The following is a 23,436-nucleotide window of genomic DNA, read 5'->3' on the forward strand; positions in this document are numbered from 1 at the left end:
GAGCCGGGCATCTTGCGAGGATTCGTGCGGCACATGCGATTCCTAGCACTCACCGCCCGCGGGCGCCAGCGGCGAGGATGTCCGGCATGGCAGACGAGCCGATCGATCTGGATTCCGCACTGGCACGCTTCAGCGAACTCTGGAGCCCGCGCATCGTGACGACGGTGAACGACTACGACGTGCGCGTCGCGAAGGTCGCCGGGGAACACGTGTGGCACGTGCACGAGGACACGGACGAGTTCTTCCTCGTCCTCCACGGAGAGCTGGACATCACGCTCCGCGACGGCGCCGGAACCCCTGCGGCCGAGCGGACGGTGACCCTTTCGAAGGGCTCCGTCTTCGTCGTCCCGCGCGGCGTCCCGCACAGGCCCGTCGCCGTGGACGGCGCCTCGATCCTGCTGTTCGAGCCGTCGGGCACGTCGAGCGTGGGCGACCGGCACGACCCGCTTCCGGACCACGTAGACGCCACCACCGGCCACGTCCTCGGCTGAGGCGCGGCGGGAGCGGGGCGGGCGAGCCGGGGGCAGTCACACGGCCGTGACCCTCCTGGCCGCACCCGGTGCGTACTTCCTCCGCCGAGGGGTCCCGCCGCCCCGCGCCACCGGTTCCACGGCTCCGGGGCCGCGTTCGCGCGGCTCCGGAGCGAGGCCGGGAATCCGGTGCGGAAACAGCATTGCCGGAACAGCTCCGCCGCAGTGTGACGTTCACGGTGTACGCCGCTCCAGCAGCGGTACAAGAACGGAACGAAGACGGAACCAGCCGTTGCTTTTCTTCGTTCTTGACGGTGGAGTAGCGTGCTGGTTTTGCTAAAGCATTACTCTGAAAGCTAGGTCGTGCCGTGCGGCCATGGAGGAGTGAGATGAGGAGCAGCAACCCGGTCTTCTCGCGACGGGGGTTCAGCCGCTCGGGCGGCTACGCCGGTTTCAACGCCGGACAGCAGCCGCAGGCCGGGAACCCGTACGCGAACAGCCCTTACGCGAACAACCCTTACGCCCAGCAGCAGCCCCAGACCACGGGGCAGCCCTTCGGCGCTCCGCCCGCCGCGCCGCCCCAGACCGGGCGGATGACGATGGACGACGTCGTCGCCCGTACGGGCATGACGGTCGGGCTCGTCGTGGTCATGGCCGCTGTGGCCTGGATCACCGACCTGGCGCTTCCGCTGGCCATCGGGGCGGGTCTCGTCGCGATGGTGCTGGCGCTCGTGCAGTCGTTCAAGCGCAAGGCAGTTCCCGCGCTGATCCTGGCGTACGCAGCCCTGGAAGGCCTCTTCCTGGGCGCCATCAGCAACTTCGTCGACAGCTACATCGCCGACGGCGCCGCGATGCAGGCGGTGCTCGGCACCATGGCGGTCTTCGCCGCGGTGCTGGTGATGTACAAGACCCGGATCATCAGGGTCACCAGGCGCTTCTACCAGTTCGCGATCGCGGCGGCGATCGGCTTCGTCCTGCTGATGATGGTGAACATGCTGTTCGCGGTCATCGGCGGCGGCGACGGCCTCGGCTTCCGCAGCGGCACCCTCGGCATCATCATGGGGATCGCGGGCATCGTGATCGGTGCGCTGTTCCTGGCGCTCGACTTCAAGCAGGTCGAGGACGGCATCTCCTACGGCGCGCCCCGTGAGGAGTCGTGGCTGGCGGCCTTCGGGCTGACGCTGACCCTGGTGTGGATCTACCTGGAGTTCCTGCGTCTGATCGCGATCCTGCAAGGGAACGACTGACCGGGCTCCCCGCACCACCGGGCGGGGCGGCGAGGCCCGTGAGCGGCCTCGGAGCCTGAGCCCGTAGCCGTACGACGAAGGGCCCGTGAGGCGGTGACGCCTCACGGGCCCTTTCGCGTGTTCCGAGGTTCCAAGCCTGGAGGGGAGGCAGTTCAGCGGTGACGCGCAGCGCGCCGCAGGTCGTACTCGTGGATGATCGCTTTCGCGTGGCCGTAGGCGAGGTTGTGCTCGCCCCGCAGCCAGCTGACCTTCTCCTCGAAGCGGAAAAGGGACGGACCTTCGTCGACGGTGCGCAGCCAGTCGGCGACTTCACGACCGGTGCAGTGTGGGATGCGGGTGAGCATGTTCCGGTGGGTCTCTTCGGAGAAGATCTGGGACATCGGCGCCTCCGGATGCTGCCTTTTGGAGTCCTTCCCGCCAAGGTGCCTGAGCGCGGGGGCGTTGGCAACAGTCAGGAAGGGGCGCATACGCTGGAACGGTGCTCGATACAGCCCCGCTGACCACCGCCGCGCAGCTTCACAGCGACCGTCTCCGAAGGCTTCCGGAGAGCGCTCTGCGCAGGGGCGCGGCAGCCGAAGGGCTGGCGCTGGCCCGGGAGTTGGCCCGCAGGGCGCAGCTCCTCGAGTTCCCCGGCAGCACCCCGCTGGACCTCCCCGACGTGGGCGTTCTGGCCGTCGGGGACCAGCTCGCGGTGGCAGCACACGATCTGGCGGAAATCGTGCGCGGCCTTGACGCCGCGGGCGAGCTCGCGGAAGCGACGGCGCTCGTCGAAGAGGCGGGGCGCCGCATCGCCGCCGCTACAGCGAGGCGATGACGCGGTCCGCCAGCAGGTAGGCGGTCCGCCCCTCTCCGTAGGCGAAGGTCAGCGCGTAGGCCCCGGACACGCTGGAGCCGCCCATCAGCACCGGCACGTCGCCGTCGCGGAGCGCCGCGCACAGCAGTTCCGCCGTCTCGCGGTGGCCGGGGGAGAGGCACACGGTGGTGCCGTCCTCGAAGAGGTAGACGTCGAGGGTGCCCAGGGGGCCCTGTCGCACGTCGGCCAGCGGCGTGCGGGCGTGCGCCAGCTCGGCCAGCCGCCCCACGGTGCGTTCGTGGCCGGCGACGACCTGGGCGCCGGACGGCGGAGCCCCGGCGGGCGCGGACGGGTCGCCGCTGAGCGTGTACTCGGGCTGCGAGGGGTGGCGCCGGCGGGCGGCGGCGACCTCGGGCGGCTCGGTGCCGTACTCCGGCCCGGAGGCCGGGGCGGCGCCCGCGTGCGGTTCGGCGCTCCCCGGGGCCGCGGTGCTCGCGTCCGCGGGCTCGGCGACGGCGCCGTCGGCCGTGTCCGCGGATTCCGCTCCGGGCCCGGGCACGCCGTGCACGCCGTCCGCGGGCGCTGCCTCGACGTCGATGTCCAGCGCCGGCTCGATCTCACGCTCGGCCTGGCGCGGCACGAAGACACCCGGCTCGGGCACGTCGCGCTCCCGCAGCTCGCGCAGGATACGCAGGACGTCCTCGTCGACGCGGCCCTTGAGCAGCGCGTCCCAGAGGGCGGAGTCGACGCCGGAGGGCGTGGAGGCCACCTCGTACTCGGTGCCGTGTCCCGCCAGCAGGGAGCCGTCCTCGGGGGTCTCCGCCCGCGTCTCCTGCGCGGCCCAGAAGGCCCGCGCCTCGGCCAGCTCGCGCTCCCGCTCCTCGGCGAGCGCTTCCGCGACGATGCTGCGGATCTCCTCCGCCGAGGCGGCCGTACGGGCCCGCGGCACCGACGCGGCAGCGGCTTGGCTCCCGGAGGCCGCGGCGGCGCCCGCGGGCGCGCTGAGCCGGGCGCCCAGGTCGTCGAGCCGGCGGCGCAGGCCGCGAGCCGAGTACAGGGCGGCGCCGCCGACGGCCGTGGCGGTCACCGCGGTCGCTAGCAGAAGCAGGGATATGGCGCTCACTGACGTACTCCCGGTTTGGTCCGTCCCCCGAAGTCCTGTGCATCCGCCATTCAGGCGGAAGGCGTCTCGACCGTAGTCCCAAACGCCGTGAATAGGACAGAGGCGAACAGCGACCTCTGCCGCCCCCGCCGTTGTGAGCTGGGCAAACGCAAAGCCCCCGGGGGATAAATCACATCCCGGGGGCGCATGCTTCGCGTGGTACCGGGCAGTGCGGCTGCCCCGGCACCTCGTGCGGCGGCCCATGGGGGCCGCCGCGGAGGTGTCAGCTGAGCCGCTCCAGAACCATCGCCATGCCCTGGCCACCGCCGACGCACATGGTCTCCAGACCGAACTGCTCGTCGTGCCACTGCAGGGAGTTGAGCAGCGTCGTCGTGATGCGGGCGCCCGTCATGCCGAAGGGGTGCCCGACGGCGATGGCGCCGCCGTTGACGTTGAGCTTGTCCAGGTCGATGCCGAGGTCCCGGTAGGAGGGGATGACCTGGGCCGCGAAGGCCTCGTTGATCTCGACGAGGTCGATGTCGCCGATCGTCATGCCCGCCCGGGCCAGCGCCTGCTTGCTGGCCTCGACGGGCCCGTAGCCCATGATCTCGGGGGAGAGGGCGGAGAGGCCCGTGGAGACGATGCGGGCCAGCGGCGTCAGCCCGAGCTCGCGCGCCTTGGTGTCGGACATGATCACCAGCGCCGCGGCGCCGTCGTTGAGGGGGCAGCAGTTGCCCGCGGTGATCAGGCCGTCGGGGCGGAAGACCGGCTTGAGCCCTTCGACGCCCTCCATCGTCACGCCGGCGCGCGGGCCGTCGTCCTTGGCCACGGTGTTCCCGTCCGGCGTGGTGACGGGGGTGATCTCGCGCTCCCAGAACCCGTCGGCGATGGCCTTCTCGGCGAGGTTCTGGGACCGGACGCCGAACTCGTCCATGTCCTTGCGCGTCACGCCCTTGAGGCGTGCGAGGTTCTCGGCGGTCTGCCCCATGGCCATGTAGACGTCGGGCACCTTGCCGCTCTCGCGCGGGTCCTTCCAGCCCTCGCCGCCGTTCTCGGCGCGGGCGGCGGTGCGCTCCTCGGCCTCGGCGAAGAAGGGGTTGTGGGTGTCGGGCATGCCGTCGGAGGTGCCCTTCACCTGGCGGGAGACCGCCTCGACGCCGGCCGAGACGAACACGTCGCCCTCGCCGGCCTTGATGGCGTGCATGGCCATCCGCGTCGTCTGCAGGGAGGAGGAGCAGTACCGGGTGATCGTGCAGCCGGGCAGGTGGTCCATGCCCATCTGGACGGCGACGACCCGGGCCAGATTGTGGCCCTGCTCGCCGCCCGGCAGACCGCAGCCGAGCATCAGGTCGTCGATCTGCGCCGGGTCGAGCTCCGGGACCTTGGCGAGCGCGGTCTTGACGATCTCCGCGGTGAGGTCGTCGGGCCGTACGTCCTTGAGCGACCCCTTGAAGGCGCGTCCGATGGGTGAGCGGGCTGCAGAGACGATCACTGCTTCGGGCATCACGGCTCCAGAGGGTGTCTGCGTCGGCACGTTGGCTACGTGCGGGAAGCTACCTGTCCGTAAGCCCCGGGTCACTGCTCGCAGGGTGTGATGCGGGACTCTTTTCTAAGCGCTTGCTTGGCTGGTGTCCGGGTGGCGCCCTCATCCGGACGGCTGCTCTCCACGGTATGCCGCTCCCCGTACTCCCCGGAGCGGCGGGTGGCGGCCCCCGCCGCGAGGAAGCTAGACCGCTTCCTCGCGGGGAGCCGTGACGTCCTCGGCGGGCGGCAGCCGGCGCCTGCGCCGGTGCTTGAGCAGCGCCCAGGGGCCTCGCACGCCGGTGACCTCCGTGCCGCCCTCCGCGACGGCCTCGGCAGCCGCACGCGCGACCGGCAGGATGCTCTCGCGCCGCGCCGCGTCCGGACGCTCGTCCTCGGTCGGCCACAGGCCGAGTGCCGCGCACAGTGTCGGCAGGACGGCCATGGCCGCCGTGGCGTAACCCTCCGCCGAGGGGTGGTAGTTGTCGGGTCCGAAGAGCTCCCGCGGGTGCGCCGCGAACTCCGGCCCTAGCAGGTCGCCGAGCGAGACCGTACGGCCGCCCTCCTCGACGACGGCGATGGTCTGTGCCGCTGCGAGCTGACGGCTCAGACGCCTGGCCACCCAGCGCAGCGGCTGCCCGACCGGTTCGATGGAGCCGAGATCAGGGCAGGTGCCGACGATCACCTCGCATCCGGCGGTGCGCAGCCTCGCGACGGCGTCGGACAGCAGCCGCACCGCCCGGGACGGCGGCATCCGGTGCGTCACGTCGTTGGCGCCGATCATGATGACGCACACGTCCGGCGCCATGTCGAGTTCGTGCTCGCTGAGCAGGAGCGTCACCTGCCGTTCCAGGTCGTCGGACTGGGCCCCCGGCAGTGCCACGTTGCGCAGCTCCACGGGGCGTTCCGCCACCGCCGCCAGCGCGGAGGCGAGCAGGGCGCCCGGCGTCTGCCGGGGGCGGTGCACGCCCTGGCCGGCGGCCGTCGAGTCGCCGAGGAAGCCCAGACGGATCCGCCGGCCGTGCTGCTGGCCGGAGAACGCGGACCCGTAGAGCCCGTCGGCGGGCGGTGGTTCGTCGTCCGAACCACCGATCTTGCGCTTGGCGAGCTGTGCCTCGGTGAACAGCAGTCCGACCGCCGCGCCGCCCAGCAGACTGAGTCCGCCGCCCCCGTATGCGGCCGCGGTCGCGATCCGCCTTGCCACTCTTGCGCTCGCCGCCTTCGACATCGGCATTTCTCTGGTCCGCCTCCCGGCTGGTGGTTCCGGCGCCCTGGACGGAGTGCGTGGTGCGTGGTCGTCCCTGCCTGTCCGGGGCCTGGTGCGTGGTGCGCCTTCTGCTCGGTGGATGATTCGTGGTGCGTGGTCCGTGCTGTGCCGTGCGTCGTCGTCGGTCTCTGCTCGGTGCTGCTGGTCGTACGGATGGGTCGTACGTGCTGGGTGGTGCGTCGTAGGTGGTGCGTGTGCGGTGGTGCGCGTGCGTCACGTGTGAGCTGTGTTCCGGCGGTCCGTGCGGCCGCGTCGGTCGTGCCCGTACCGCCGAATCCAGGGGCGGATGGTGCTCAGGTGCATGAAGGGGCACCCTGGATGGGTAGTCGCTGTGAGCGCCCGGTGCGTGTCTTGTGACGTGCGGGCTGAGCGCTCCTAACACTGTGTTGCCCCGTGAGGCCCCCTCTGCAACCTTCGCAACGGGCCTCCGGTGTGCGCGTGTTGCGCAATATGGTGACGGTACGGGTAAGCAACGACGCTGCCCACGGACACGCGGAGACCACGGTGCAGTATCACGAGTCCATGATCGACCTTGTCGGCAACACCCCGCTGATCAAGCTGAACAACGTCACGGAGGGTATCCGTGCCACCGTTCTGGCGAAGGTCGAGTACTTCAATCCCGGCGGTTCGGTGAAGGACCGGATCGCACTGCGGATGATCGAGGCGGCGGAGGCCTCGGGCGAACTGCGTCCGGGCGGCACCATCGTCGAGCCCACCTCCGGCAACACCGGTGTGGGGCTTGCCATCGTGGCCCAGCAGAAGGGGTACCGCTGCCTGTTCGTGTGCCCTGACAAGGTCTCCACGGACAAGATCAACGTGCTGCGGGCGTACGGCGCCGAGGTCGTGGTCTGCCCGACGGCCGTCGATCCCGAACACCCCGACTCCTACTACAACGTGTCGGACAGGCTCGTACGCGAGACGCCCGACGCGTGGAAGCCCGACCAGTACAGCAACCCCAACAACCCGCGCTCGCACTACGAGACGACCGGACCGGAGCTGTGGCAGCAGACGGACGGGCGCATCACCCACTTCGTCGCGGGCATCGGCACGGGCGGCACGATCTCCGGAACGGGCCGCTATCTCAAGGAGATCAGCGAGGGCCGCGTGCGGATCGTCGGCGCGGACCCCGAGGGCTCGGTCTACAGCGGCGGTTCGGGCCGTCCGTACCTCGTGGAGGGCGTCGGTGAGGACTTCTGGCCCGACGCCTACGACCGCGGTGTGGCCGACGAGATCGTCGCCGTCTCCGACAAGGACTCCTTCCAGATGACGCGCCGTCTGGCCAAGGAGGAGGGGCTGCTCGTCGGCGGCTCCTGCGGCATGGCCGTCGTCGGCGCGCTGGAAGTCGCCCGCAGGCTGGGCCCGGACGACGTGGTCGTCGTGCTGCTGCCGGACGGCGGGCGCGGCTACCTCAGCAAGATCTTCAACGACGAGTGGATGAACGACTACGGCTTCCTGTCCGAGGGCGAACCCACCCTCGTACGCGTCGGAGACGTCCTGCGCCACAAGGAGGGGCCCATCCCGTCGCTCGTCCACATGCATCCCGACGAGACCGTCGGCGAGGCGATCGAGGTGCTGCGCGAGTACGGGGTCTCGCAGATGCCGGTGGTCAAGCCGGGCGCCGGGCACCCGGACGTGATGGCGGCCGAGGTGGTGGGCTCCGTCGTCGAACGGGAGCTTCTGGACGCCCTGTTCGCGCAGAGGGCGTCGCTCGGTGACCGGCTGGAGAAGCACATGAGCGCGCCGCTGCCGCACGTCGGTTCCGGCGAGTCCGTGGACGATCTGATGCCCGTACTCGAAGGCGCGGACGCCGCAGTGGTGTTGGCGGACGGCAAGCCCGTGGGCGTCGTCAGCAGGCAGGACCTGCTGGCGTACCTCGCGAGCGGCGCGAAGAAGTGAGAGCGCGGGCAGCGCCGACTGCGCGGAGGTGACAGCGGAGGGGCGCGAGGGGGCGGGCAGGCGCTGAAGTGATCCGCGAGTGTCACGGTGCTGAAAAGAGCGGTTAACACTGCTCCCGCAGAGTGGTCGTATCGGCGCCGGGGACACTCCGGAGCGGCTCCCGGCCCCCAGGCGCCCCGGGCGCGACCGGTTCCCGCCGGTGCGCATCCCGGCGGGGGCTGCCCGTCGTCCCGCCCCGGTGCACGCACCGGGGTGCGGCGGCCCCCGCCTTCGCGCCCGCCCCCGGTCTCCGCCCGTTTGCCATCGGCCCGGAACCGTCGGCCCGATCTCCGTCCGGCCGTAGCGCCGACTGCCGGTGCCTCCGCCGCGGTTGCGGACGTCGGCTGGTGAACGCCGGTGCGCGGTGGGGCACTTGGGGCACCGGGCCGCCCGCGCGACCCGCTCGCGGCGGGTCAGTCCCAGTCGCCGTCCTTGCGGGACTCGCCGGCCCGCCCGAGGCCGAACCAGGGCCGCTGCGCCTGCACCGCGTTGACGGCCACGATCCCGCCCCAGCACACCAGCAGTCCGGGCAGCCCCGTGTTGACCGCGGCGATCGCCGAGAGGGGAACGGCCAGCACCAGCGAGGCGACAGCCAGCAGCCGGGGACCCATGCCTTCCGGATGCGAGGACGGGCCGGTGCCGGTGTGCGTGCGCTCGCCGCCGCGGGCCACGACCATCTGCTGCTCGGCCATGGCGCGGCGCGTCCGTTTGTCCACCACGGTCTCCAGGCGTTTGTCGAACTTCTCCAGGAACGAGGCGATCAGCTCTTCCTCGTACTCCGGGCCGAGTTCCCTGCGGGTCTGGAGAGTCGCGTCGAGTTCTCGAGCCAACTCGGGGTCGCGGGCGTTCATGAGCCGGACGTTACGCTTCCCCGCCGCCGAGGGCAGTGGTGCTAGCCCCCGTATGGTCACTGCGGCTTGGCCCCCCCACGAGCGGCGGCGGGTGGGTACGGGGCGGGTTCCGGTGCCGGACCGTCGTCGACGCCGGGACGGCTGGAGCGCCTTGCCCCACTGCATATGGTCATGCACAGTCGTTGCGTAGTGAATAGTGGCCGTGGGGCCGGGTGGGAGGGGTTCCCTTCCCGGTCCGCTGCCGGCGCCGCCACGCACGACGAGTACAAGCCCCCGAGCGGGAGCGCATCGAGCAGGAGGACGGGATGAGCAGCGCCAGCGCGCGGTTGCTGAAGCTCTTCGAGGGGCAGCGCCTCACGCCGACGCAGCGCCGCATCGCGCACTGCATGGTGCGGCAGGCCGGGGACGCGCCGTTCCTCTCCAGCGTCGAACTGGCCGAGCTGGCGGGCGTGAGCCAGCCCTCCGTGACGCGCTTCGCCGTGGCGCTCGGCTTCGACGGCTACCCCGCGCTGCGCAGGCATCTGCGGGAGACGGCGCCGGAGGCGGCCGACGCCGGGGCCGCAGTCGGCAGCGGCGAAGACGAACCCTGCAACGCCTACCAGCAGGCCGTCCGAGCGGAGATCGACAACCTGCGGCACCTCGCCGCGCTGCTCGCCGACCCCGCCCCGGTGGAGCGCGCGGGCAGCATGCTCGCGGCCACTCCCGCCCTTCCGGTCCTCGGTCTGCGGGCGGCGTCGGCACAGGCCCGCGGCTTCGCCTACTTCGCGGCGAAGGTCCACCCGGACGTGCGGCTCCTGGACGAGGGCGGCAGCATGCTGGCCGACCGTATCGACGGATGCGTGCGCGCCGGGGCGCAGGCGCTGCTCTGCTTCGCGCTGCCGCGTCACCCGAAGGAGGTCGCCGACGCGCTCTCGTACGCGCGTGACGCGGGGCTGCGGATCATCACCGTCGCCGACAGCGCGTTCGCGCCCGTCGCGCACCCGGACGATCTGCTGCTTCCGGCAGCGGTCGGGACGGGGCTGGTGTTCGACACGGCCTGCGCGCCGATGCTGCTGGGCCGGGTGCTGCTCGAGGCGATGTGCGACGGGCTGCCGCAGGCGCAGGCGCGGCTCGAGGACTTCGACGCGCGCGCGGTGGAACGCGGGCTCTTCATGGAGTGAGCGGCGGGCGGCCTGACGCCTCGCCGGGCGGAGGCACCGGCCGGCGAGAGGGTGCGCGCCGCCGGCCTCCGGCGTTCCAGGCCGGATCGCGCCCCAGGAACGCGACGAGGCGGTCACTCGGATCGGCCTCCGCGGGAACCGTCAGCGGAGGCCCGAAGAGCGGGAAGCGCAGGGCCGGAGACGGCACCAACTGGCGTGCCGTGCGGAGCAGTTCGTTCGCCAGTGCGGCGGGGACGGGCCGGGGCAGGCCCGTCGCGCGTGCGATGTCCCAGCCGTGCACGGCGATCTCCAGCGCGCCGGCCCGGGCGACGGCCGCGGCGGTGAGCGGCAGATCGGCGACGGACAGCACCTGGTCCGGGCGTGCGGCCACCCAGGCGCCGAGCAGCCGCGACGCCGTGGCACGCACCGTCGCCGCGGGATCGTCCCTGCGGTGCCGCTCGCCGTCGGGCGGAAGGGACGGACGCGGGACCGAGTCGCGACGGGCCCCCGCCGTCGCGGGGGCGGTTCCGGCTCCGGGCGCACGCGGCTCCGCGCCCGCCTCCGTCCCCGCATCGGCCGCCTCCGCGTCAGCCTGCGCTCGGACCTGCGCATCGGACTCCGCTTCTGCCCGCGGGGGCACCCCCACGTACCCGTCCTCGATCCCCTCGCGCAGCGCGCACAGGGAGTCGTCGGTGTGCCACAGCAGCGTCTCCAGGTCCCAACCGCGGCACGGCGTCGGACGGTTGAGCGTCCGGAGGGTGACCGGCCGCAGCGCGCACAGCGTGTACCCCAGCGCCCGCTCCAGCAGCTCCGTCTCGGCCATCGCCGTGCCGCCCTCCATCGCTGTCCCGCCGTCCCGTGCCGCCCGCGCCCCCGCGGTCAGCCCTGTCCGTCCCGCAGCTCGATGAACTGGACGTAGTTGCCGTCCGGATCCTCGACCGTGGACCAGAATCCGTCGTCGGTCGCCTCTACGGGACGCACCCAGCGCACGCCGAGGGAGTTCAGGTGCCGTTCCACGGTCCGGATGTCGTGCACCGTGAAGTTGATCATGTGCCGCCCGGGTTCGGCGGACCTTCCAGCGAGGTCGTCCCGCCCGTCGAAGCCGATGTACGTGCCGTCCCCGACCGCCAGCAGGTGCTCCTCCCAGCGGGCGCCGAGCGGTTCCAGAGCGGAGCGGTACCAGGCGACGAGCCGGTCCCGGTCGGTGCTGCCCAGCAGGATGCCCGCGCCGAGCGGGCTGCCCTGTGCTGCCATGAGTCCTCCACAGGTGACGGTCCTTCATGCCACCGGTACGGACCGCGCGCGGGGCGCGAACTCATCGGCGCCGGGCGGCCGCTCCGAGCGCGATCCTGTTGAGGGCCCACAGCACGATGCCGAGAAGCACCAGCACGCCCGCCCGCACGTAGACGCCGGTCTCGCGGTCGGCCAGGGGGCTGGCCAGGAGACCGGCGGCGATCGCACCGACGACGGGCAGGGCCGTGGGCGTGCGGAAGTGCTCGTGCTCCACCCGGTCCCTGCGCAGCACCAGCACCGCGACGTTGACGATGGCGAAGACGCACAGGAGCAGGAACGACGTCGTGTCGCCCAGTCCTTCGATCTCTCCGGTGGAGACGAGGACGACGGCGAGGAGCGAGACGAAGACGATGCCGACGACGGGTGTGCGCCGCACCGGCAGAACCTTGCCCATGACGCGGGGCAGGATGCGCTCGTTGGCCATGCCGTAGCACAGCCGCGAGGCCATCATGATGTTGATCAGAGCGGAGTTGCTGACGGCGAACAGGGCGATGACGGCGAAGAGTTCGGGCGGGAAGCTCACTCCTCCCGCTTTGACGACCTCGAGCAGCGGCCCGCTGGAGCCCTCCAGCACCCGGAAGTCGACCAGCAGCGAGGAGACCAGCGCCACGAGCACGTAGATCGTGCCGGTGACGCACACGCCGATGAACAGCGCCTTCGGGAAGGTCCGTGAGGGGTCGACGGTCTCCTCCGCCATGTTGACGGAGTCCTCGAAGCCGACGAAGGCGAAGAAGCCCAGGGCGGTCGCGCCCATCACGCCCGTCAGCACGGCGTAACCGGTACCGCCGGCCGTGTCGATCTGCGTCAGCCGGCCGGGGTCGCCCTCGCCCGCGAAGACCGCGTACACGCCGATGGAGATGATGATCAGCAGGCCCGTCAGCTCGATGACGGTGAGCACGACGTTCGTCTTCACCGACTCGGAGACGCCGCGCAGGTTGAGCGCGGCCAGCGCGAGGACGAAGAGGATCGCGACGAGGGTGGGCGGCACGTCGACGAGTTCGCCCAGGTAGTCGCCCGCGAACGCCCGGGCGGCCGCGCTGGCCGAGGACAGGCCCGAGCACATCACCATGAACGCCACGATGAACGTCAGGAACGGCACCTTGAAGGCGCGCTGCGTGTAGAGCGCGGCCCCGGCGGCCCGCGGGTACTTGCCGACGAGTTCCGCGTAGGAGGCCGCCGTCAGCAGCGCCACCGCGAATCCGATGACGAACGGGAGCCACAGCGCCCCGCCGATCTTGCCCGCGACGCTGCCGGTGGTGGCGTAGATGCCGGTACCCAGGATGTCGCCGATGATGAAGAGGACCAGCAGCTTCGGGCCGATCGCGCGGTGGAGGGGGGTCTCCCCGGAGGGCCCCGGGGTCGCTGTCGCGTCTCGTGTGTCCGGCATGCGCACTAGCTTCCCATCCCAGTGATCGTTAGTGCCTCCGATGATTTCCGTTCCGTCACGTGGTCCCTTCCGCGGGCGCTGTCACGACTGTTGGCGCCCCCACGCGCGCCCCAACGCACCCTCCCGCGGGGGCCGTTCCGCCACGTCGACGCCGAGGAGATCCGCATGACGACCGAACAGCTGCCCACGACCGACCTGGACCCCCGTTTCAGCGCGCCGGGCGCGGTGCCGACCGAGTGGGAGACGGCCTGCGGCCTGCTCGCCCGCGCGGGCGTCTACTGGCTCTCGACGGTCCGCCCGGACGGCCGGCCCCACGTCACGCCGCTGCTGGCGGTGTGGCTCGACGGCGCGCTGCACTTCTGCACGGGCGAGGACGAGCGCAAGTCCCGCAACCTGGCGGCGAATTCGCACTGCGTGCTGACCACCGGCAACGACTCCACCGACGGCGGCACCGATCTCGTCGTGGAGGGCGACGCGGTCCGCGTGACCGACGGAGCGAAGCTGCGCCGCCTGGCCGATGCCTGGGTGGAGAAGTACGGCGAGGAGTGGCGCTTCGAGGCACGGGACGGGGCGTTCCACCACGCGGACGGGGCGCAAGCACTGGTCTACGAGGTCGCCCCGGTGAAGGCGTTCGGCTTCCGCAAGGGCGACTACGCGCAGACCCGGTGGCGGTTCGGCCCGCAGGCCGCCCGTCGCTGAGAGGGGACGCGTCCGGGCCCTGCACCTGGGCGGGCGATCGTGGACCACCGCTTCCGGATACCGGAAGCGGTGGTTGAGGAGTGGACGGTTCCGGAGCAGGGTGGCTCCCCGTACCCGAGGAGAGGTGGCCTCATGACGCCAGAGCCGACCACACCCACGACCCCGCCGGTCCCGTCCGGCCCCCGCACGCTGCCCCCGTTCCGGGCCGACCACGTGGGAAGCCTGCTGCGCCCCGCCGCCCTGAAGGCCGCGCGGGAGGACCACGCCGCCGGGAAGCTGGACGCCGCCGGGCTCCGGGCGGCCGAGGACGAGGCGGTGCGCGAGGTCGTGCGGCTTCAGCGCGAGGCCGGGCTGAGGGGCGCGACCGACGGTGAGTTCCGGCGCCAGTCCTGGCATATGGACTTCATCTACGCGCTCGGCGGCGTCAACAAGGTCATGGACGAGAACCTGCGCGTCCAGTTCCACAACGAGGACGGGGACATCGAGTTCGCCCCGCCCTCGGCCCACGTGGACAGCCGCGTGCGGCTGGAGGAGACGATCTTCGCCGACGCGTTCGCCTTCCTCCGCGACACCGTCTCCGAGGGCGTCACGCCGAAGCTGACCGTCCCGTCGCCGAGCATGGTCCACTACCGGGGCGGGCGCGCCGCCATCGACGAGAGCGTCTACCCGGGCATGGACGCCTTCTGGGAGGACCTGACCGCTGCGTACGCGGCGCAGGTGCGCGGGGTGTACGAGCTGGGCTGCCGCTACCTCCAGCTCGACGACACCAGCCTCGCCTACCTCAACGACCCCGAGCAGCGGCGCCACGTCGCGGAGATCGGCGGCGATCCGGAGCACCAGCACGAGACCTACATCGCCAACATCAACCGGGCCCTCGCGGGCAGGCCGGACGACCTGCGCGTCACGACCCACATGTGCCGCGGCAACTTCGCCTCCTCGTGGGTGGCCTCCGGCGGGTACGACTTCGTCGCCGAGGCGCTCTTCGGCGGGCTGGACGTCGACGGCTTCTTCCTGGAGTACGACGACGAGCGTTCCGGCGGGTTCGAGCCGCTGCGGTACGTGCCGAAGGGCAAGCAGGTCGTCCTCGGGCTCGTCACCAGCAAGCGGCCGGAGCTGGAGGACAAGGACGCGCTCAAGCGCCGCATCGACGAGGCGTCCCGCTTCGTCGACCTCGACCAGCTCTGCCTGTCGCCGCAGTGCGGCTTCTCCTCGACCCTGGAGGGCAACAACCTCACGGTCGACGACCAGAAGGCGAAGCTGGCGCTGATCGTGGAGACGGCGGAGGAGGTCTGGGGCGGCGCGTAGGCGCGCCGTGCCCGCGGGGCAGCCCACGCCCCTCGCGGGCTGGGCGCCGCGGGCCCCCGTCCGTCAGGCGGGCGGGCGGCCGCGGGTCACGATCCGCACGCAACCCGAGGTGAGGACCCGGGCCTGGAGCGAGCCGCATCCGCAGCGCGTCCAGACGACCGCGCCCTCGGCGGTGCGGTGCAGGGAGAGGTCCTGGGCGGGCTGGTCGTCGGGCCAGCCGCAGTACGGGCAGTGAGACATGAGTAAAGGCTGCACGGCCGTGACCGTTCAGGTCCAGGTTCTCTTTCTTCAACTGAACGTGTAGAACGGCTACATGATTGATCTGCGGCGTCTCACCGTCCTGCGGGCCATCGCGGAATACGGCACGGTGACCGCAGCCGCCGCGGCCGTGCATCTGACTCCCTCCGCCGTCTCCCAGCAAGTCCGGGCGCTGGGCAGAGAGTTGGGCGTCGCACTGCTGGAGCCGCGGGGCCGCAGAGTGCGGCTCACCCCGGCGGCGCGAGTGCTCCTCCAGCACGCCGACGCGATGGAGGAGCTGTGGCAGCGCGCCGAGGCGGAGATGCACGGCACGGGCGCGGGGGAGCCGAGCGGGACACTGCGGGTGGCGGGGTTCCCGACCGCCGCCTCCACCCTGCTCGCCCCACTGGCCGCGCGCCTGCACGCCCAGTGGCCGGGCCTGACCGTCCAGGTGAGGGAGGCCGAGCCGCTGGAGTGCTTCTCGCTCCTCTTCTCCGACGACACGGATCTCGCTGTCGTCGAGGCGACGCCGGACAACCCCCCGCCGGACGACGGGCGTTACGACCAGCGCCGGCTGCTGGACGACCCGTTCGACCTGCTCACGCCGCCCGGCCACGCGCTCGCCGGCGAGGCCCCCGTCCCGCTGGAGGACCTCGCCACCGAGAGGTGGGTCCTGGGCATGCCCGGCAGCAGCTGCACCTCCCGCCAGCTCGTGATGTCCGCCTGCCACAGCGCGGGGTTCGTCCCGTCCGTGGCCCACGCGGCGCGGGAGTGGAACGTCGCCGCCACGTTCGTCTCGCACGGTCTGGGGATCGCGCTGGTGCCGCGGCTGGCGGTGCTGCCTCCCGGGCTGGACGTCGTCCGCACGCCGCTCCAGTCGCCGCCGTCGAGGCGCCTGGTCAGCGTCACGCGGCGGGGCGGCGACGGCCACCCCGCCGTCGCCGCCGGGCTCGAAGAGCTCCGCGAACTGGCCGCCGGGCTGTGTCAGTCCGCGGACCGCAGCGCGTCGCGGTGCGCCCCGCCCGACTCGGCGACGATGCTCTCCAGCGACTGCGGTTCGCGTACGGCGGCGAAGCGGACCGTCTCGTCCTCGCCGACCGTGAAGCCGTAGACCCCAGGCCGGGGAAGGGAGTTGTAGCCGAAGGGGTTGGAGAAGTAGTACGCGCCGGTGTCCAGCAGCGCGGCGTGGTCGCCCTCCTCCAGCCGCGGGAGGAGCCGGTCACGCGCCACGAGGTCGCCCGCGAAGCAGCAGGGCCCCGCGACGTCCTGGGCGACGGCGCCGCCCTTCTTGGGCAGCCCCTTGGCGTCGTAGGCGGCGACGCGCAGCGGCCAGGCGTCGGGTGTGAAGACGGTGCGCACGGCGATCTGTGCGCCCGCATGGGTGACGGCGATGGGCCTGCCGCCCGCCGACTTGGCGTACTCCACCCGGGCGAGGACGGTGCCCGCCTTCGCCGTCAGTGAGCGGCCGAACTCGGTGACGATGCCGTACCGGCCGTCGAAGAGCCCGGGAACGGTACGGGCGAGGAGCTGCGCGTACTCGCGGTGGGTGGGCGTGAACTCGTCGGAGGAGAAGTTGACGGGCAGGCCGCCGCCCAGGTCGAGGGTGTCGATCTGCCGCCGTCCGACGGCGGCGTTGATCTCCTCGGCGAGGTCGTAGGTGGCGCGGGCCCCCTCCGCCATCAGCTCCAGGGGTATGCCCTGCGAGCCGATGTGCGAGTGGAGCCGGGTCAGCCAGGGCCGCCGCCGGTACGCCTCGACGACCCCTTCCCGCGCACCGGGGTCGCGCAGGGCGACGCCGAACTTCGAGGTGGCCGTCGCGGTGCTCATGGCTCCGATGGAGCCCTCGCCGACCTGGGGGTTGACGCGCAGTCCCACGGGCGAGGCCGGGGGCTCGCCGGGCGTGACGAGAGCGTCGAGCCGGGCCAGCTCCTGCGGGTTGTCGGCGTTGAGCGCGATGCCGAGGCCGAGCGCCTCGCGCAGTTCGGCGAGGGTCTTGGCGGGGGAGTCCAGGACCGTTCGGTCCGCGGGGACGCCGGCGGCACGGGCCAGCGCCAGCTCCCCCGGGCTCGCCACCTCGCAGCCGATGCCCTCCTCGTCCAGCAGCCGCAGTACGGGCACCAGGGAGGCGGCCTTCACGGCGAAGGTGTGCAGGACGTTCTGGCCGGGAGCGGCCACTTCGGTGAAGGCATCGCGCAGGGCTGCGGCGGTCTCCCGTACGGCGCGCACGTCGAGGAGCGCGACGACGGGCCGGTCGTCGTCGGTGACGAGTCCCTGGTCGACGGCCGCTCGCACGGCCAGGTCGCGGCGGGCCGCGGCGGCGGAGTCGCTGTGGGTGTCGGTGGAGTGGTGCATGGAACAAGCCAAACACGTTCGGCCGGGGAGCGGTATAGACCACTTCACGGTGTTGACTAGGTCTATTCACTCCGTAGAGTTGGTGAATAAATGAAGTCGGGTGCACAGCTGGGAGGCAGGCACATGTCTGGACCGCGACCCGTACGGGCGCCGCGCGGCACCGAACTCAGCGCTCGGGGCTGGCAGCAGGAAGCCGCCCTTCGCATGCTGCAGAACAACCTCGACCCCGAGGTCGCCGAGCACCCCGACAAGCTCGTCGTCTACGGCGGCACGGGCAAGGCGGCACGTGACTGGCCGTCCTTCGACGCGATGGTGCGCACACTCCGCACCCTCGGCGACGACGAGACCATGCTCGTCCAGTCCGGCCGCCCCGTCGGCGTGATGCGGACGCACGAGTGGGCTCCGCGCGTCCTGCTCGCCAACTCCAACCTCGTGGGCGACTGGGCCAACTGGGAGGAGTTCCGCCGCCTCGACGCCCTCGGCCTGACCATGTACGGGCAGATGACGGCCGGTTCGTGGATCTACATCGGGACGCAGGGAATCCTCCAGGGGACCTACGAGACGTTCGCCGCGGTCGCCGCCAAGCGCTTCGGCGGCACCCTCGCCGGGACGATCACGCTGACGGCCGGCCTCGGCGGCATGGGCGGCGCCCAGCCGCTCGCCGTGACGATGAACGACGGCGTGGTGATCTGCGTCGAGTGCGACCCGACCCGCATCGAGCGCCGCATCGACCACGGCTACCTGGACGTGCGCGCCCACTCCCTCGACCACGCCCTGGAGTTGGCCACCCGCGCGCGGGACGAGCGCCGGCCGCTGTCGATCGGGCTGCTCGGCAACGCGGCGGACGTCGTCCCCGAGCTGCTGCGCAGGGGCGCGCCGATCGACATCGTCACCGACCAGACGAGCGCGCACGACCCGCTGTCCTACCTGCCCGCGGGAGTCGACTTCGACGACATGGCCGCGTACGCGGCCGACAAGCCCGCCGACTTCACCCTTCGTGCGCGGGAGTCGATGGCCCGGCACGTGGAAGCCATGGTCGGCTTCATGGACGCGGGCGCCGAGGTCTTCGACTACGGCAACTCCATCCGCGGGGAGGCACAGCTCCACGGCTACGGGCGGGCGTTCGACTTCCCCGGCTTCGTGCCCGCCTACATCCGGCCGCTCTTCTGCGAGGGCAGGGGCCCCTTCCGGTGGGCCGCCCTCTCCGGCGACCCCCGGGACATCGCCGCGACCGACCGCGCGCTGCTCGACCTCTTCCCAGAGAACGAGTCGCTCTCGCGCTGGCTGCGCCTGGCCGGCGAGCGCGTCCACTACCAGGGCCTGCCCGCCCGCATCTGCTGGCTGGGCTACGGCGAGCGGGACCGCGCCGGCGAGCGCTTCAACGACATGGTGGCGAGCGGCGAACTGTCCGCACCCCTCGTCCTCGGCCGGGACCACCTCGACTGCGGGTCCGTGGCCTCGCCCTACCGCGAGACCGAGGCCATGCTCGACGGCTCCGACGCGATCGCCGACTGGCCGCTCCTCAACGCCATGGTCAACGTCTCGTCCGGGGCGACCTGGGTCTCCGTCCACCACGGCGGCGGCGTCGGCATGGGCCGGTCGATCCACGCCGGCCAGGTCACCGTCGCGGACGGCACGGAGCTCGCCGGGGAGAAGCTGCGCCGCGTCCTGACGAACGACCCGGGCATGGGCGTCGTGCGGCATGTGGACGCCGGATACGGGCGTGCGGAGGAGATCGCCGCCGAGAAGGGCGTACGCGTGCCGATGCGGGAAGGCGAGACCGCGTGACCTCACCGCAGCAGCGCGACGAGAGCCAGGACGTCCAGGGCGCGTCCGGGAGCCCCGCCGGACGCGCAGGGGGCGGGCCTGTGGTGGGCAGGCCCGTACCGCGGCTGCGGGACGCGGCACCGGCGGCGGAAGCCGAGCCCCGACCGCCGTCCTTCCACGAGATGTGGCGCGATCTGGCCTCCATCGGACGCGACAAGGGCAGCGGCGGCTACCGCCGCTACGCCTGGACCGGCGCGGACACCGACTGCCGTGCCTGGTTCCGCGCCCAGGCCGAGAGCCGCGGCCTGGCGTACGAACTGGACCGCAACGGCAACCAGTGGGCGTGGCTCGGCGTCGCCACCGCGGAGGACATCGCCCTCGGCAACGCCGTCGTCACCGGCTCCCACCTCGACTCCGTCCCCGACGGCGGCGCCTTCGACGGGCCGCTCGGCGTGGTCTCCGCCTTCGCGGCGCTCGACCGGCTCCGGGCGGGCCACGCGGCGTTCACCGCTCCCGTCGGCATCGTCAACTTCACCGACGAGGAGGGCGCCCGCTTCGGGCTCGCCTGCGTCGGGTCCCGGCTCAGCTCGGGCGGCCTCAGCCAGAAGAAGGCCCACGCGCTGACGGACGCGGACGGGATCACCCTCCCGCAGGCCATGGAACGGGCCGGACACGACCCCGACGCCATCGGCCCCGACCCCGAACGTATGGCGCGCATCGGCGCGTTCGTCGAACTCCACATCGAACAGGGCCGGGCGCTCGCCGACCCGGCGGCCCTCGCCCGCCTCGGCGCGGACACCGCTTCCACGGGCACGCGCGGACGCCCCATCGGCGTCGCGTCGGCGATCTGGCCGCACGGGCGCTGGCGCTTCGACTTCCGCGGCGAGGCCAACCACGCGGGCACGACCCGCATCGAGGACCGCCGCGACCCGATGCTCACCTACGCGGCCACGGTGCTCGCGGCACGCGAGAAGGCCCTGCTCACCGGAGCGCTCGCCACCTTCGGCAAGGTGGCAGTGGAGCCCAACGGCGTCAACGCCGTCCCCGGACTGGTGCGCGGCTGGCTCGACTCCCGCGCGGCGGACGAGGACACCCTGGCCGCTGTCGTCGCGGCAGTGGAGGACGCCGCCGCCGAACGCGGACGCCGCGACGGCGTGGAAGTACACGTGACACGCGAATCCCGCACCCCCGTCGTGGAGTTCGCCCACGGCCTGCGGGACCGCCTCGCGCGGCGCCTGGACGGCGCCCCGCTGCTCCCGACCGGCGCGGGACACGACGCCGGCATCCTCTCCGCCTCCGTCCCCACGGCGATGCTGTACGTGCGCAACCCCACCGGCGTCTCCCACTCGCCCGCCGAGTTCGCCGAGGAGGACGACTGCGAGGCCGGAGTGGAGGCCCTCGCCGACGTACTGGAGGAGCTGGCATGCCGATGACGCCCGGGACGGAGCAGGCAGGGCGGACCTACTGGTGCGAGTACGCCTGGCTCAACGGCCTCGTCGAGTCGGGCGTCGTCCTGCACACCGGCGCCGACGGCAAGATCACCGAAGTGCGCACCGCCCTCGACGCGCCCCCGCGGGGTGCCGAGCCGCTGCGCGGGCTCACCCTCCCCGGCCTGGCGAACGCGCATTCGCACGCCTTCCACCGGGCGCTGCGCGGCACCGTGCAGGTCGGGTCGGGCACCTTCTGGACGTGGCGCGAGACGATGTACCGGGTCGCCTCCGAGCTGACGCCCGACTCGTACTACGCCCTGGCCCGCGCCGTCTACGCGGAGATGGCCCTGGCGGGCATCACCTGCGTCGGCGAGTTCCACTACCTGCACCACGCCCCCGGCGGAGAGCGCTACGACGACCCCAACGCGATGGGCCACGCGCTCATCGCGGCGGCGGCCGACGCGGGCATCCGCATCACGCTGCTGGACACGGCGTACCTGGCGTCCGGCATCGGCCGCCACGGCGCGGGCGAGCCGCCCACGCGCCCCCAGCTGCGGTTCTCCGACGGGACAGCCGACGCGTGGGCGGAGCGCGCGGGCGGCCTGCGGGCCGGCGCGGACCACGTCCGTACGGGCGCCGCGATCCACTCCGTACGGGCCGTCCCCGCGAGGGAGCTGGGCACGGTGGCCGAGTGGGCCCGGACACGCTCCGCGCCCCTGCACGTGCACCTCTCGGAGCAGACGGCTGAGAACGACGCCTGCCAGGAGGTCCACGGCCGCACCCCCACCCGTCTCCTCGCCGATCACGGGGTGCTCTCGCGCCGAACGACGGCCGTCCACGCCACGCACCTCACGGACGAGGACATCGCCCTGCTCGGCGGCGCCTCGACGGGGGTGTGCATGTGCCCCACCACCGAACGCGACCTCGCCGACGGCATCGGCCCGGCCCCCCGGCTGGAGCGGGCGGGGGCCACGCTGTCGCTGGGCAGCGACAGTCACGCCGTCGTCGACCTGCTGGAGGAGATGCGCGCGATGGAGCTGAACGAGAGGCTCCGCGCCCGCACCCGCGGGCACTGGACCGCGGCCCAGCTGCTGCGCGCGGCGACCGAGCAGGGGCACGAGGCCCTGGGCTGGCCCGAGTCCGGGCGCCTGGAGGCGGGGATGCTCGCCGACTTCACCACGGTCGCGCTGGACTCCGTACGCACCGCGGGGGCGATCGCCCGCACCGCCGCCGAGACGGCCGTCTTCGCGGCGACCGCGGCGGACGTGCGGCACACCGTCGTCGGCGGCCGCCACGTCGTGCGCGACGGCAGCCACACGTCCGTGCCCGACGTGCCCCGCGCCCTGTCCGAGGCCATCGGCGCGCTCAGCTAGCCCCCGCCGCCCCGTACGCCCGGAACGCCCCGGCGGGGCGCCCCTATGACCACCGGGAGGACCCGAGAGATGACCAGCACCCTCGTCACCGGCATCAGCACGCTGGTGACCAACGACCCCGCCCTCGGCGAGGGGCCGCTGGGCCTCGTCCGGGACGCGGCCGTCGTCCTCGACGGCGAGCACGTCGCATGGGCCGGGCCCGCCTCCGCGGCGCCGGCGGCCGACCGGCGGCACGACGCGCAGGGCCGGGCCGCGCTCCCCGGATTCGTCGACTCCCACTCGCACCTCCTCTTCGGCGGCGACCGCACCGAAGAGTTCAACGCCCGCATGTCCGGACGCCCCTACAGCGCGGGCGGCATCCGCACCACCGTCGCCGCGACGCGGGAGGCGAGCGACGAGGAGCTGGCGGAGAACCTGGCGCGCTACCTCGCGGAAGCGCGGCGCCAGGGCACCACGACCATGGAGACCAAGTCCGGCTACGGCCTCACCCCCGAGCAGGAGTCACGCGCGCTGCGGGTGGCGGCACGCCAGACCGACGAGGTGACCTACCTGGGCGCGCACATCGTCGCCCCCGAGTACGCCGACGACCCGGCCGCCTACGTCGACCTCGTGACGGGACCCATGCTGGACGCCTGCGCCCCGTACGCCCGCTGGGTCGACGTCTTCTGCGAGAAGGGAGCGTTCGACGGCGACCAGGCCCGCGCCATCCTCACCGCCGGGCAGGCGAAGGGGCTGACGCCCCGGGTCCACGCCAACCAGCTCTCGTACGGCCCCGGCGTCCAGCTCGCCGTCGAACTGGGCGCCGCGTCGGCCGACCACTGCACGCACCTGAGCGACGCGGACGTGGACGCGCTCGGCCAGTCCGCCGGCACGGTCGCGACGCTGCTCCCCGGCTGCGAGTTCTCCACCCGCGCCGAGTACCCCGACGCCCGCCGCCTGCTGGACGCCGGCGTCACGGTCGCGCTGTCCACGGACTGCAACCCGGGGTCGTCCTTCACCTCGTCGATGCCGTTCTGCGTGGCGGTCGCCGTACGGGAGATGGGCATGACGCCCGACGAGGCCGTCTGGGCGGCGACGGAGGGCGGCGCACGCGCTCTGCGGCGTACGGACGTCGGCCGCGTCGCCCCGGGCGCACGCGCGGACCTCGTGCTGCTCGACGCGCCTTCGCACGTGCACCTCGCCTACCGGCCCGGTGTCCCGCTCGTCTCGCGCGTCTGGCACCGCGGAGCGCTGCTGGACGCGTGAGCCCCGCGGGCCCGCCGCGGACG

21 protein-coding genes and 1 pseudogene are annotated in these 23,436 nt (G+C 72.6%); 12 read left to right on the forward strand and 10 right to left on the reverse strand.

The window, feature by feature from the left end:
* Positions 1-86: 86 nt before the first annotated feature.
* Together IEY56_RS15525 and IEY56_RS15530 are read left to right on the forward strand one after the other, a co-directional pair.
* Complete coding sequence (locus tag IEY56_RS15525; protein ID WP_189037765.1) at positions 87-491, forward strand: cupin domain-containing protein; 405 nt, start codon at positions 87-89, stop codon at positions 489-491.
* A gap of 368 nt (positions 492-859) precedes the next feature.
* Positions 860-1,717 (forward strand): Bax inhibitor-1/YccA family protein, encoded by an 858-nt coding sequence (locus IEY56_RS15530; protein ID WP_189037766.1) that lies wholly within the window; start codon positions 860-862, stop codon positions 1,715-1,717.
* A gap of 152 nt (positions 1,718-1,869) precedes the next feature.
* Here IEY56_RS15530 and IEY56_RS15535 read toward each other — a convergent pair whose 3' ends face one another.
* Positions 1,870-2,097 carry a DUF4287 domain-containing protein gene (locus IEY56_RS15535; protein WP_045865161.1) on the reverse strand — a complete coding sequence of 76 codons (228 nt, stop codon included), beginning with the start codon at positions 2,095-2,097 and terminating at the stop codon, positions 1,870-1,872.
* Positions 2,098-2,195: 98 nt separating this feature from the next.
* Here IEY56_RS15535 and IEY56_RS15540 point away from each other — a divergent pair, with 98 nt between their 5' ends.
* Complete coding sequence (locus IEY56_RS15540) at positions 2,196-2,531, forward strand: hypothetical protein (RefSeq protein ID WP_189037767.1); 336 nt, start codon at positions 2,196-2,198, stop codon at positions 2,529-2,531.
* Here the strand turns inward: IEY56_RS15540 and IEY56_RS15545 are convergent.
* The 3 genes from IEY56_RS15545 to IEY56_RS15555 form a co-directional block, all read right to left on the reverse strand.
* A complete protein-coding gene (locus tag IEY56_RS15545) occupies positions 2,515-3,633 on the reverse strand; it encodes a hypothetical protein (RefSeq protein WP_189037768.1) in 1,119 nt (372 codons plus the stop codon). The genes IEY56_RS15540 and IEY56_RS15545 overlap by 17 nt on opposite strands.
* A 262-nt stretch (positions 3,634-3,895) precedes the next feature.
* Complete coding sequence (locus IEY56_RS15550) at positions 3,896-5,116, reverse strand: acetyl-CoA C-acetyltransferase (protein ID WP_189037769.1); 1,221 nt, start codon at positions 5,114-5,116, stop codon at positions 3,896-3,898.
* A 222-nt stretch (positions 5,117-5,338) separates the two neighbouring features.
* Positions 5,339-6,367 carry an SGNH/GDSL hydrolase family protein gene (locus IEY56_RS15555; RefSeq protein ID WP_189037770.1) on the reverse strand — a complete coding sequence of 343 codons (1,029 nt, stop codon included), beginning with the start codon at positions 6,365-6,367 and terminating at the stop codon, positions 5,339-5,341.
* Between the two features lie 537 nt (positions 6,368-6,904).
* On the opposite strand from IEY56_RS15555, the gene IEY56_RS15560 reads away from it, so the two are divergent.
* Positions 6,905-8,296, forward strand: coding sequence for a cystathionine beta-synthase (locus IEY56_RS15560; RefSeq protein WP_189037771.1), 1,392 nt, complete (start codon positions 6,905-6,907; stop codon positions 8,294-8,296).
* A 452-nt stretch (positions 8,297-8,748) separates the two neighbouring features.
* On the opposite strand, the gene IEY56_RS15565 is transcribed toward IEY56_RS15560, so the two are convergent.
* The gene (locus IEY56_RS15565; protein WP_189037772.1) at positions 8,749-9,186 is read right to left on the reverse strand and encodes a hypothetical protein; all 438 of its coding nucleotides are present in this window, start codon (positions 9,184-9,186) and stop codon (positions 8,749-8,751) included.
* Positions 9,187-9,491: 305 nt separating this feature from the next.
* Here IEY56_RS15565 and IEY56_RS15570 point away from each other — a divergent pair, with 305 nt between their 5' ends.
* Positions 9,492-10,346 carry a MurR/RpiR family transcriptional regulator gene (locus IEY56_RS15570; protein ID WP_189037773.1) on the forward strand — a complete coding sequence of 285 codons (855 nt, stop codon included), beginning with the start codon at positions 9,492-9,494 and terminating at the stop codon, positions 10,344-10,346.
* Here the strand turns inward: IEY56_RS15570 and IEY56_RS15575 are convergent.
* From IEY56_RS15575 to IEY56_RS15585, 3 genes are all read right to left on the reverse strand, one after another.
* Positions 10,336-11,148: a DinB family protein gene (locus IEY56_RS15575; RefSeq protein WP_189037774.1), complete on the reverse strand. Its 813-nt coding sequence runs from the start codon at positions 11,146-11,148 to the stop codon at positions 10,336-10,338. The genes IEY56_RS15570 and IEY56_RS15575 overlap by 11 nt on opposite strands.
* A gap of 56 nt (positions 11,149-11,204) precedes the next feature.
* Positions 11,205-11,579: a VOC family protein gene (locus IEY56_RS15580; protein ID WP_189037775.1), complete on the reverse strand. Its 375-nt coding sequence runs from the start codon at positions 11,577-11,579 to the stop codon at positions 11,205-11,207.
* 61 nt (positions 11,580-11,640) lie between these two features.
* Positions 11,641-13,005: an APC family permease gene (locus IEY56_RS15585; RefSeq protein ID WP_189037776.1), complete on the reverse strand. Its 1,365-nt coding sequence runs from the start codon at positions 13,003-13,005 to the stop codon at positions 11,641-11,643.
* A 165-nt stretch (positions 13,006-13,170) separates the two neighbouring features.
* On the opposite strand from IEY56_RS15585, the gene IEY56_RS15590 reads away from it, so the two are divergent.
* Positions 13,171-13,704, forward strand: a complete 534-nt coding sequence (locus tag IEY56_RS15590; RefSeq protein ID WP_189037777.1) for a pyridoxamine 5'-phosphate oxidase family protein — start codon at positions 13,171-13,173, stop codon at positions 13,702-13,704.
* Between the two features lie 132 nt (positions 13,705-13,836).
* A complete protein-coding gene (locus tag IEY56_RS15595) occupies positions 13,837-15,009 on the forward strand; it encodes a 5-methyltetrahydropteroyltriglutamate--homocysteine S-methyltransferase (protein ID WP_189037778.1) in 1,173 nt (390 codons plus the stop codon).
* 63 nt (positions 15,010-15,072) lie between these two features.
* Here the strand turns inward: IEY56_RS15595 and IEY56_RS15600 are convergent, their stop codons facing one another.
* Positions 15,073-15,249 (reverse strand): hypothetical protein, encoded by a 177-nt coding sequence (locus IEY56_RS15600; RefSeq protein ID WP_189037779.1) that lies wholly within the window; start codon positions 15,247-15,249, stop codon positions 15,073-15,075.
* 73 nt (positions 15,250-15,322) lie between these two features.
* On the opposite strand from IEY56_RS15600, the pseudogene IEY56_RS28475 reads away from it, so the two are divergent.
* Positions 15,323-16,219 (forward strand): annotated as a pseudogene (locus IEY56_RS28475) (LysR family transcriptional regulator); the annotation flags it as partial.
* An 11-nt stretch (positions 16,220-16,230) separates the two neighbouring features.
* Here IEY56_RS28475 and IEY56_RS15605 read toward each other — a convergent pair.
* Entirely contained in the window at positions 16,231-17,598 is a 1,368-nt protein-coding gene (locus IEY56_RS15605) for a type III PLP-dependent enzyme domain-containing protein (RefSeq protein ID WP_189037780.1), read from the reverse strand.
* Between the two features lie 123 nt (positions 17,599-17,721).
* On the opposite strand from IEY56_RS15605, the gene hutU reads away from it, so the two are divergent.
* The 4 genes from hutU (at position 17,722) to hutI (ending at position 23,413) form a co-directional block, all read left to right on the forward strand.
* Entirely contained in the window at positions 17,722-19,386 is a 1,665-nt protein-coding gene (gene hutU, locus IEY56_RS15610; RefSeq protein ID WP_189037781.1) for a urocanate hydratase, read from the forward strand.
* A gap of 161 nt (positions 19,387-19,547) precedes the next feature.
* Positions 19,548-20,798, forward strand: coding sequence for an allantoate amidohydrolase (locus tag IEY56_RS15615; RefSeq protein WP_189037849.1), 1,251 nt, complete (start codon positions 19,548-19,550; stop codon positions 20,796-20,798).
* Positions 20,789-22,168: a formimidoylglutamate deiminase gene (locus tag IEY56_RS15620; RefSeq protein WP_189037782.1), complete on the forward strand. Its 1,380-nt coding sequence runs from the start codon at positions 20,789-20,791 to the stop codon at positions 22,166-22,168. The genes IEY56_RS15615 and IEY56_RS15620 overlap by 10 nt, the downstream gene beginning before the upstream one ends.
* A gap of 69 nt (positions 22,169-22,237) precedes the next feature.
* Positions 22,238-23,413 (forward strand): imidazolonepropionase, encoded by a 1,176-nt coding sequence (hutI, locus tag IEY56_RS15625; RefSeq protein WP_189037783.1) that lies wholly within the window; start codon positions 22,238-22,240, stop codon positions 23,411-23,413.
* Positions 23,414-23,436 lie beyond the last annotated feature (23 nt).

The sequence above is a fragment of the Streptomyces daqingensis genome (genome assembly GCF_014645895.1).
GTDB classification, from domain to species: domain Bacteria; phylum Actinomycetota; class Actinomycetes; order Streptomycetales; family Streptomycetaceae; genus Streptomyces; species Streptomyces daqingensis.

What these genes read in the sequence shown, in the direction of transcription:
- IEY56_RS15525 (WP_189037765.1), top strand. Translation starts at nt 87, where the DNA reads ATGGCAGACGAGCCGATCGATCTGGATTCCGCACTGGCACGCTTCAGC.
- IEY56_RS15530 (WP_189037766.1), top strand. Translation starts at nt 860, where the DNA reads ATGAGGAGCAGCAACCCGGTCTTCTCGCGACGGGGGTTCAGCCGCTCG.
- IEY56_RS15535 (WP_045865161.1), bottom strand. Translation starts at nt 2,097, where the DNA reads ATGTCCCAGATCTTCTCCGAAGAGACCCACCGGAACATGCTCACCCGC.
- IEY56_RS15550 (WP_189037769.1), bottom strand. Translation starts at nt 5,116, where the DNA reads ATGCCCGAAGCAGTGATCGTCTCTGCAGCCCGCTCACCCATCGGACGC.
- IEY56_RS15555 (WP_189037770.1), bottom strand. Translation starts at nt 6,367, where the DNA reads ATGCCGATGTCGAAGGCGGCGAGCGCAAGAGTGGCAAGGCGGATCGCG.
- IEY56_RS15565 (WP_189037772.1), bottom strand. Translation starts at nt 9,186, where the DNA reads ATGAACGCCCGCGACCCCGAGTTGGCTCGAGAACTCGACGCGACTCTC.
- IEY56_RS15570 (WP_189037773.1), top strand. Translation starts at nt 9,492, where the DNA reads ATGAGCAGCGCCAGCGCGCGGTTGCTGAAGCTCTTCGAGGGGCAGCGC.
- IEY56_RS15575 (WP_189037774.1), bottom strand. Translation starts at nt 11,148, where the DNA reads ATGGCCGAGACGGAGCTGCTGGAGCGGGCGCTGGGGTACACGCTGTGC.
- IEY56_RS15580 (WP_189037775.1), bottom strand. Translation starts at nt 11,579, where the DNA reads ATGGCAGCACAGGGCAGCCCGCTCGGCGCGGGCATCCTGCTGGGCAGC.
- IEY56_RS15585 (WP_189037776.1), bottom strand. Translation starts at nt 13,005, where the DNA reads ATGCCGGACACACGAGACGCGACAGCGACCCCGGGGCCCTCCGGGGAG.
- IEY56_RS15590 (WP_189037777.1), top strand. Translation starts at nt 13,171, where the DNA reads ATGACGACCGAACAGCTGCCCACGACCGACCTGGACCCCCGTTTCAGC.
- IEY56_RS15595 (WP_189037778.1), top strand. Translation starts at nt 13,837, where the DNA reads ATGACGCCAGAGCCGACCACACCCACGACCCCGCCGGTCCCGTCCGGC.
- IEY56_RS15600 (WP_189037779.1), bottom strand. Translation starts at nt 15,249, where the DNA reads ATGTCTCACTGCCCGTACTGCGGCTGGCCCGACGACCAGCCCGCCCAG.
- IEY56_RS15605 (WP_189037780.1), bottom strand. Translation starts at nt 17,598, where the DNA reads ATGCACCACTCCACCGACACCCACAGCGACTCCGCCGCCGCGGCCCGC.
- hutU (WP_189037781.1), top strand. Translation starts at nt 17,722, where the DNA reads ATGTCTGGACCGCGACCCGTACGGGCGCCGCGCGGCACCGAACTCAGC.
- IEY56_RS15615 (WP_189037849.1), top strand. Translation starts at nt 19,548, where the DNA reads ATGTGGCGCGATCTGGCCTCCATCGGACGCGACAAGGGCAGCGGCGGC.
- IEY56_RS15620 (WP_189037782.1), top strand. Translation starts at nt 20,789, where the DNA reads ATGCCGATGACGCCCGGGACGGAGCAGGCAGGGCGGACCTACTGGTGC.
- hutI (WP_189037783.1), top strand. Translation starts at nt 22,238, where the DNA reads ATGACCAGCACCCTCGTCACCGGCATCAGCACGCTGGTGACCAACGAC.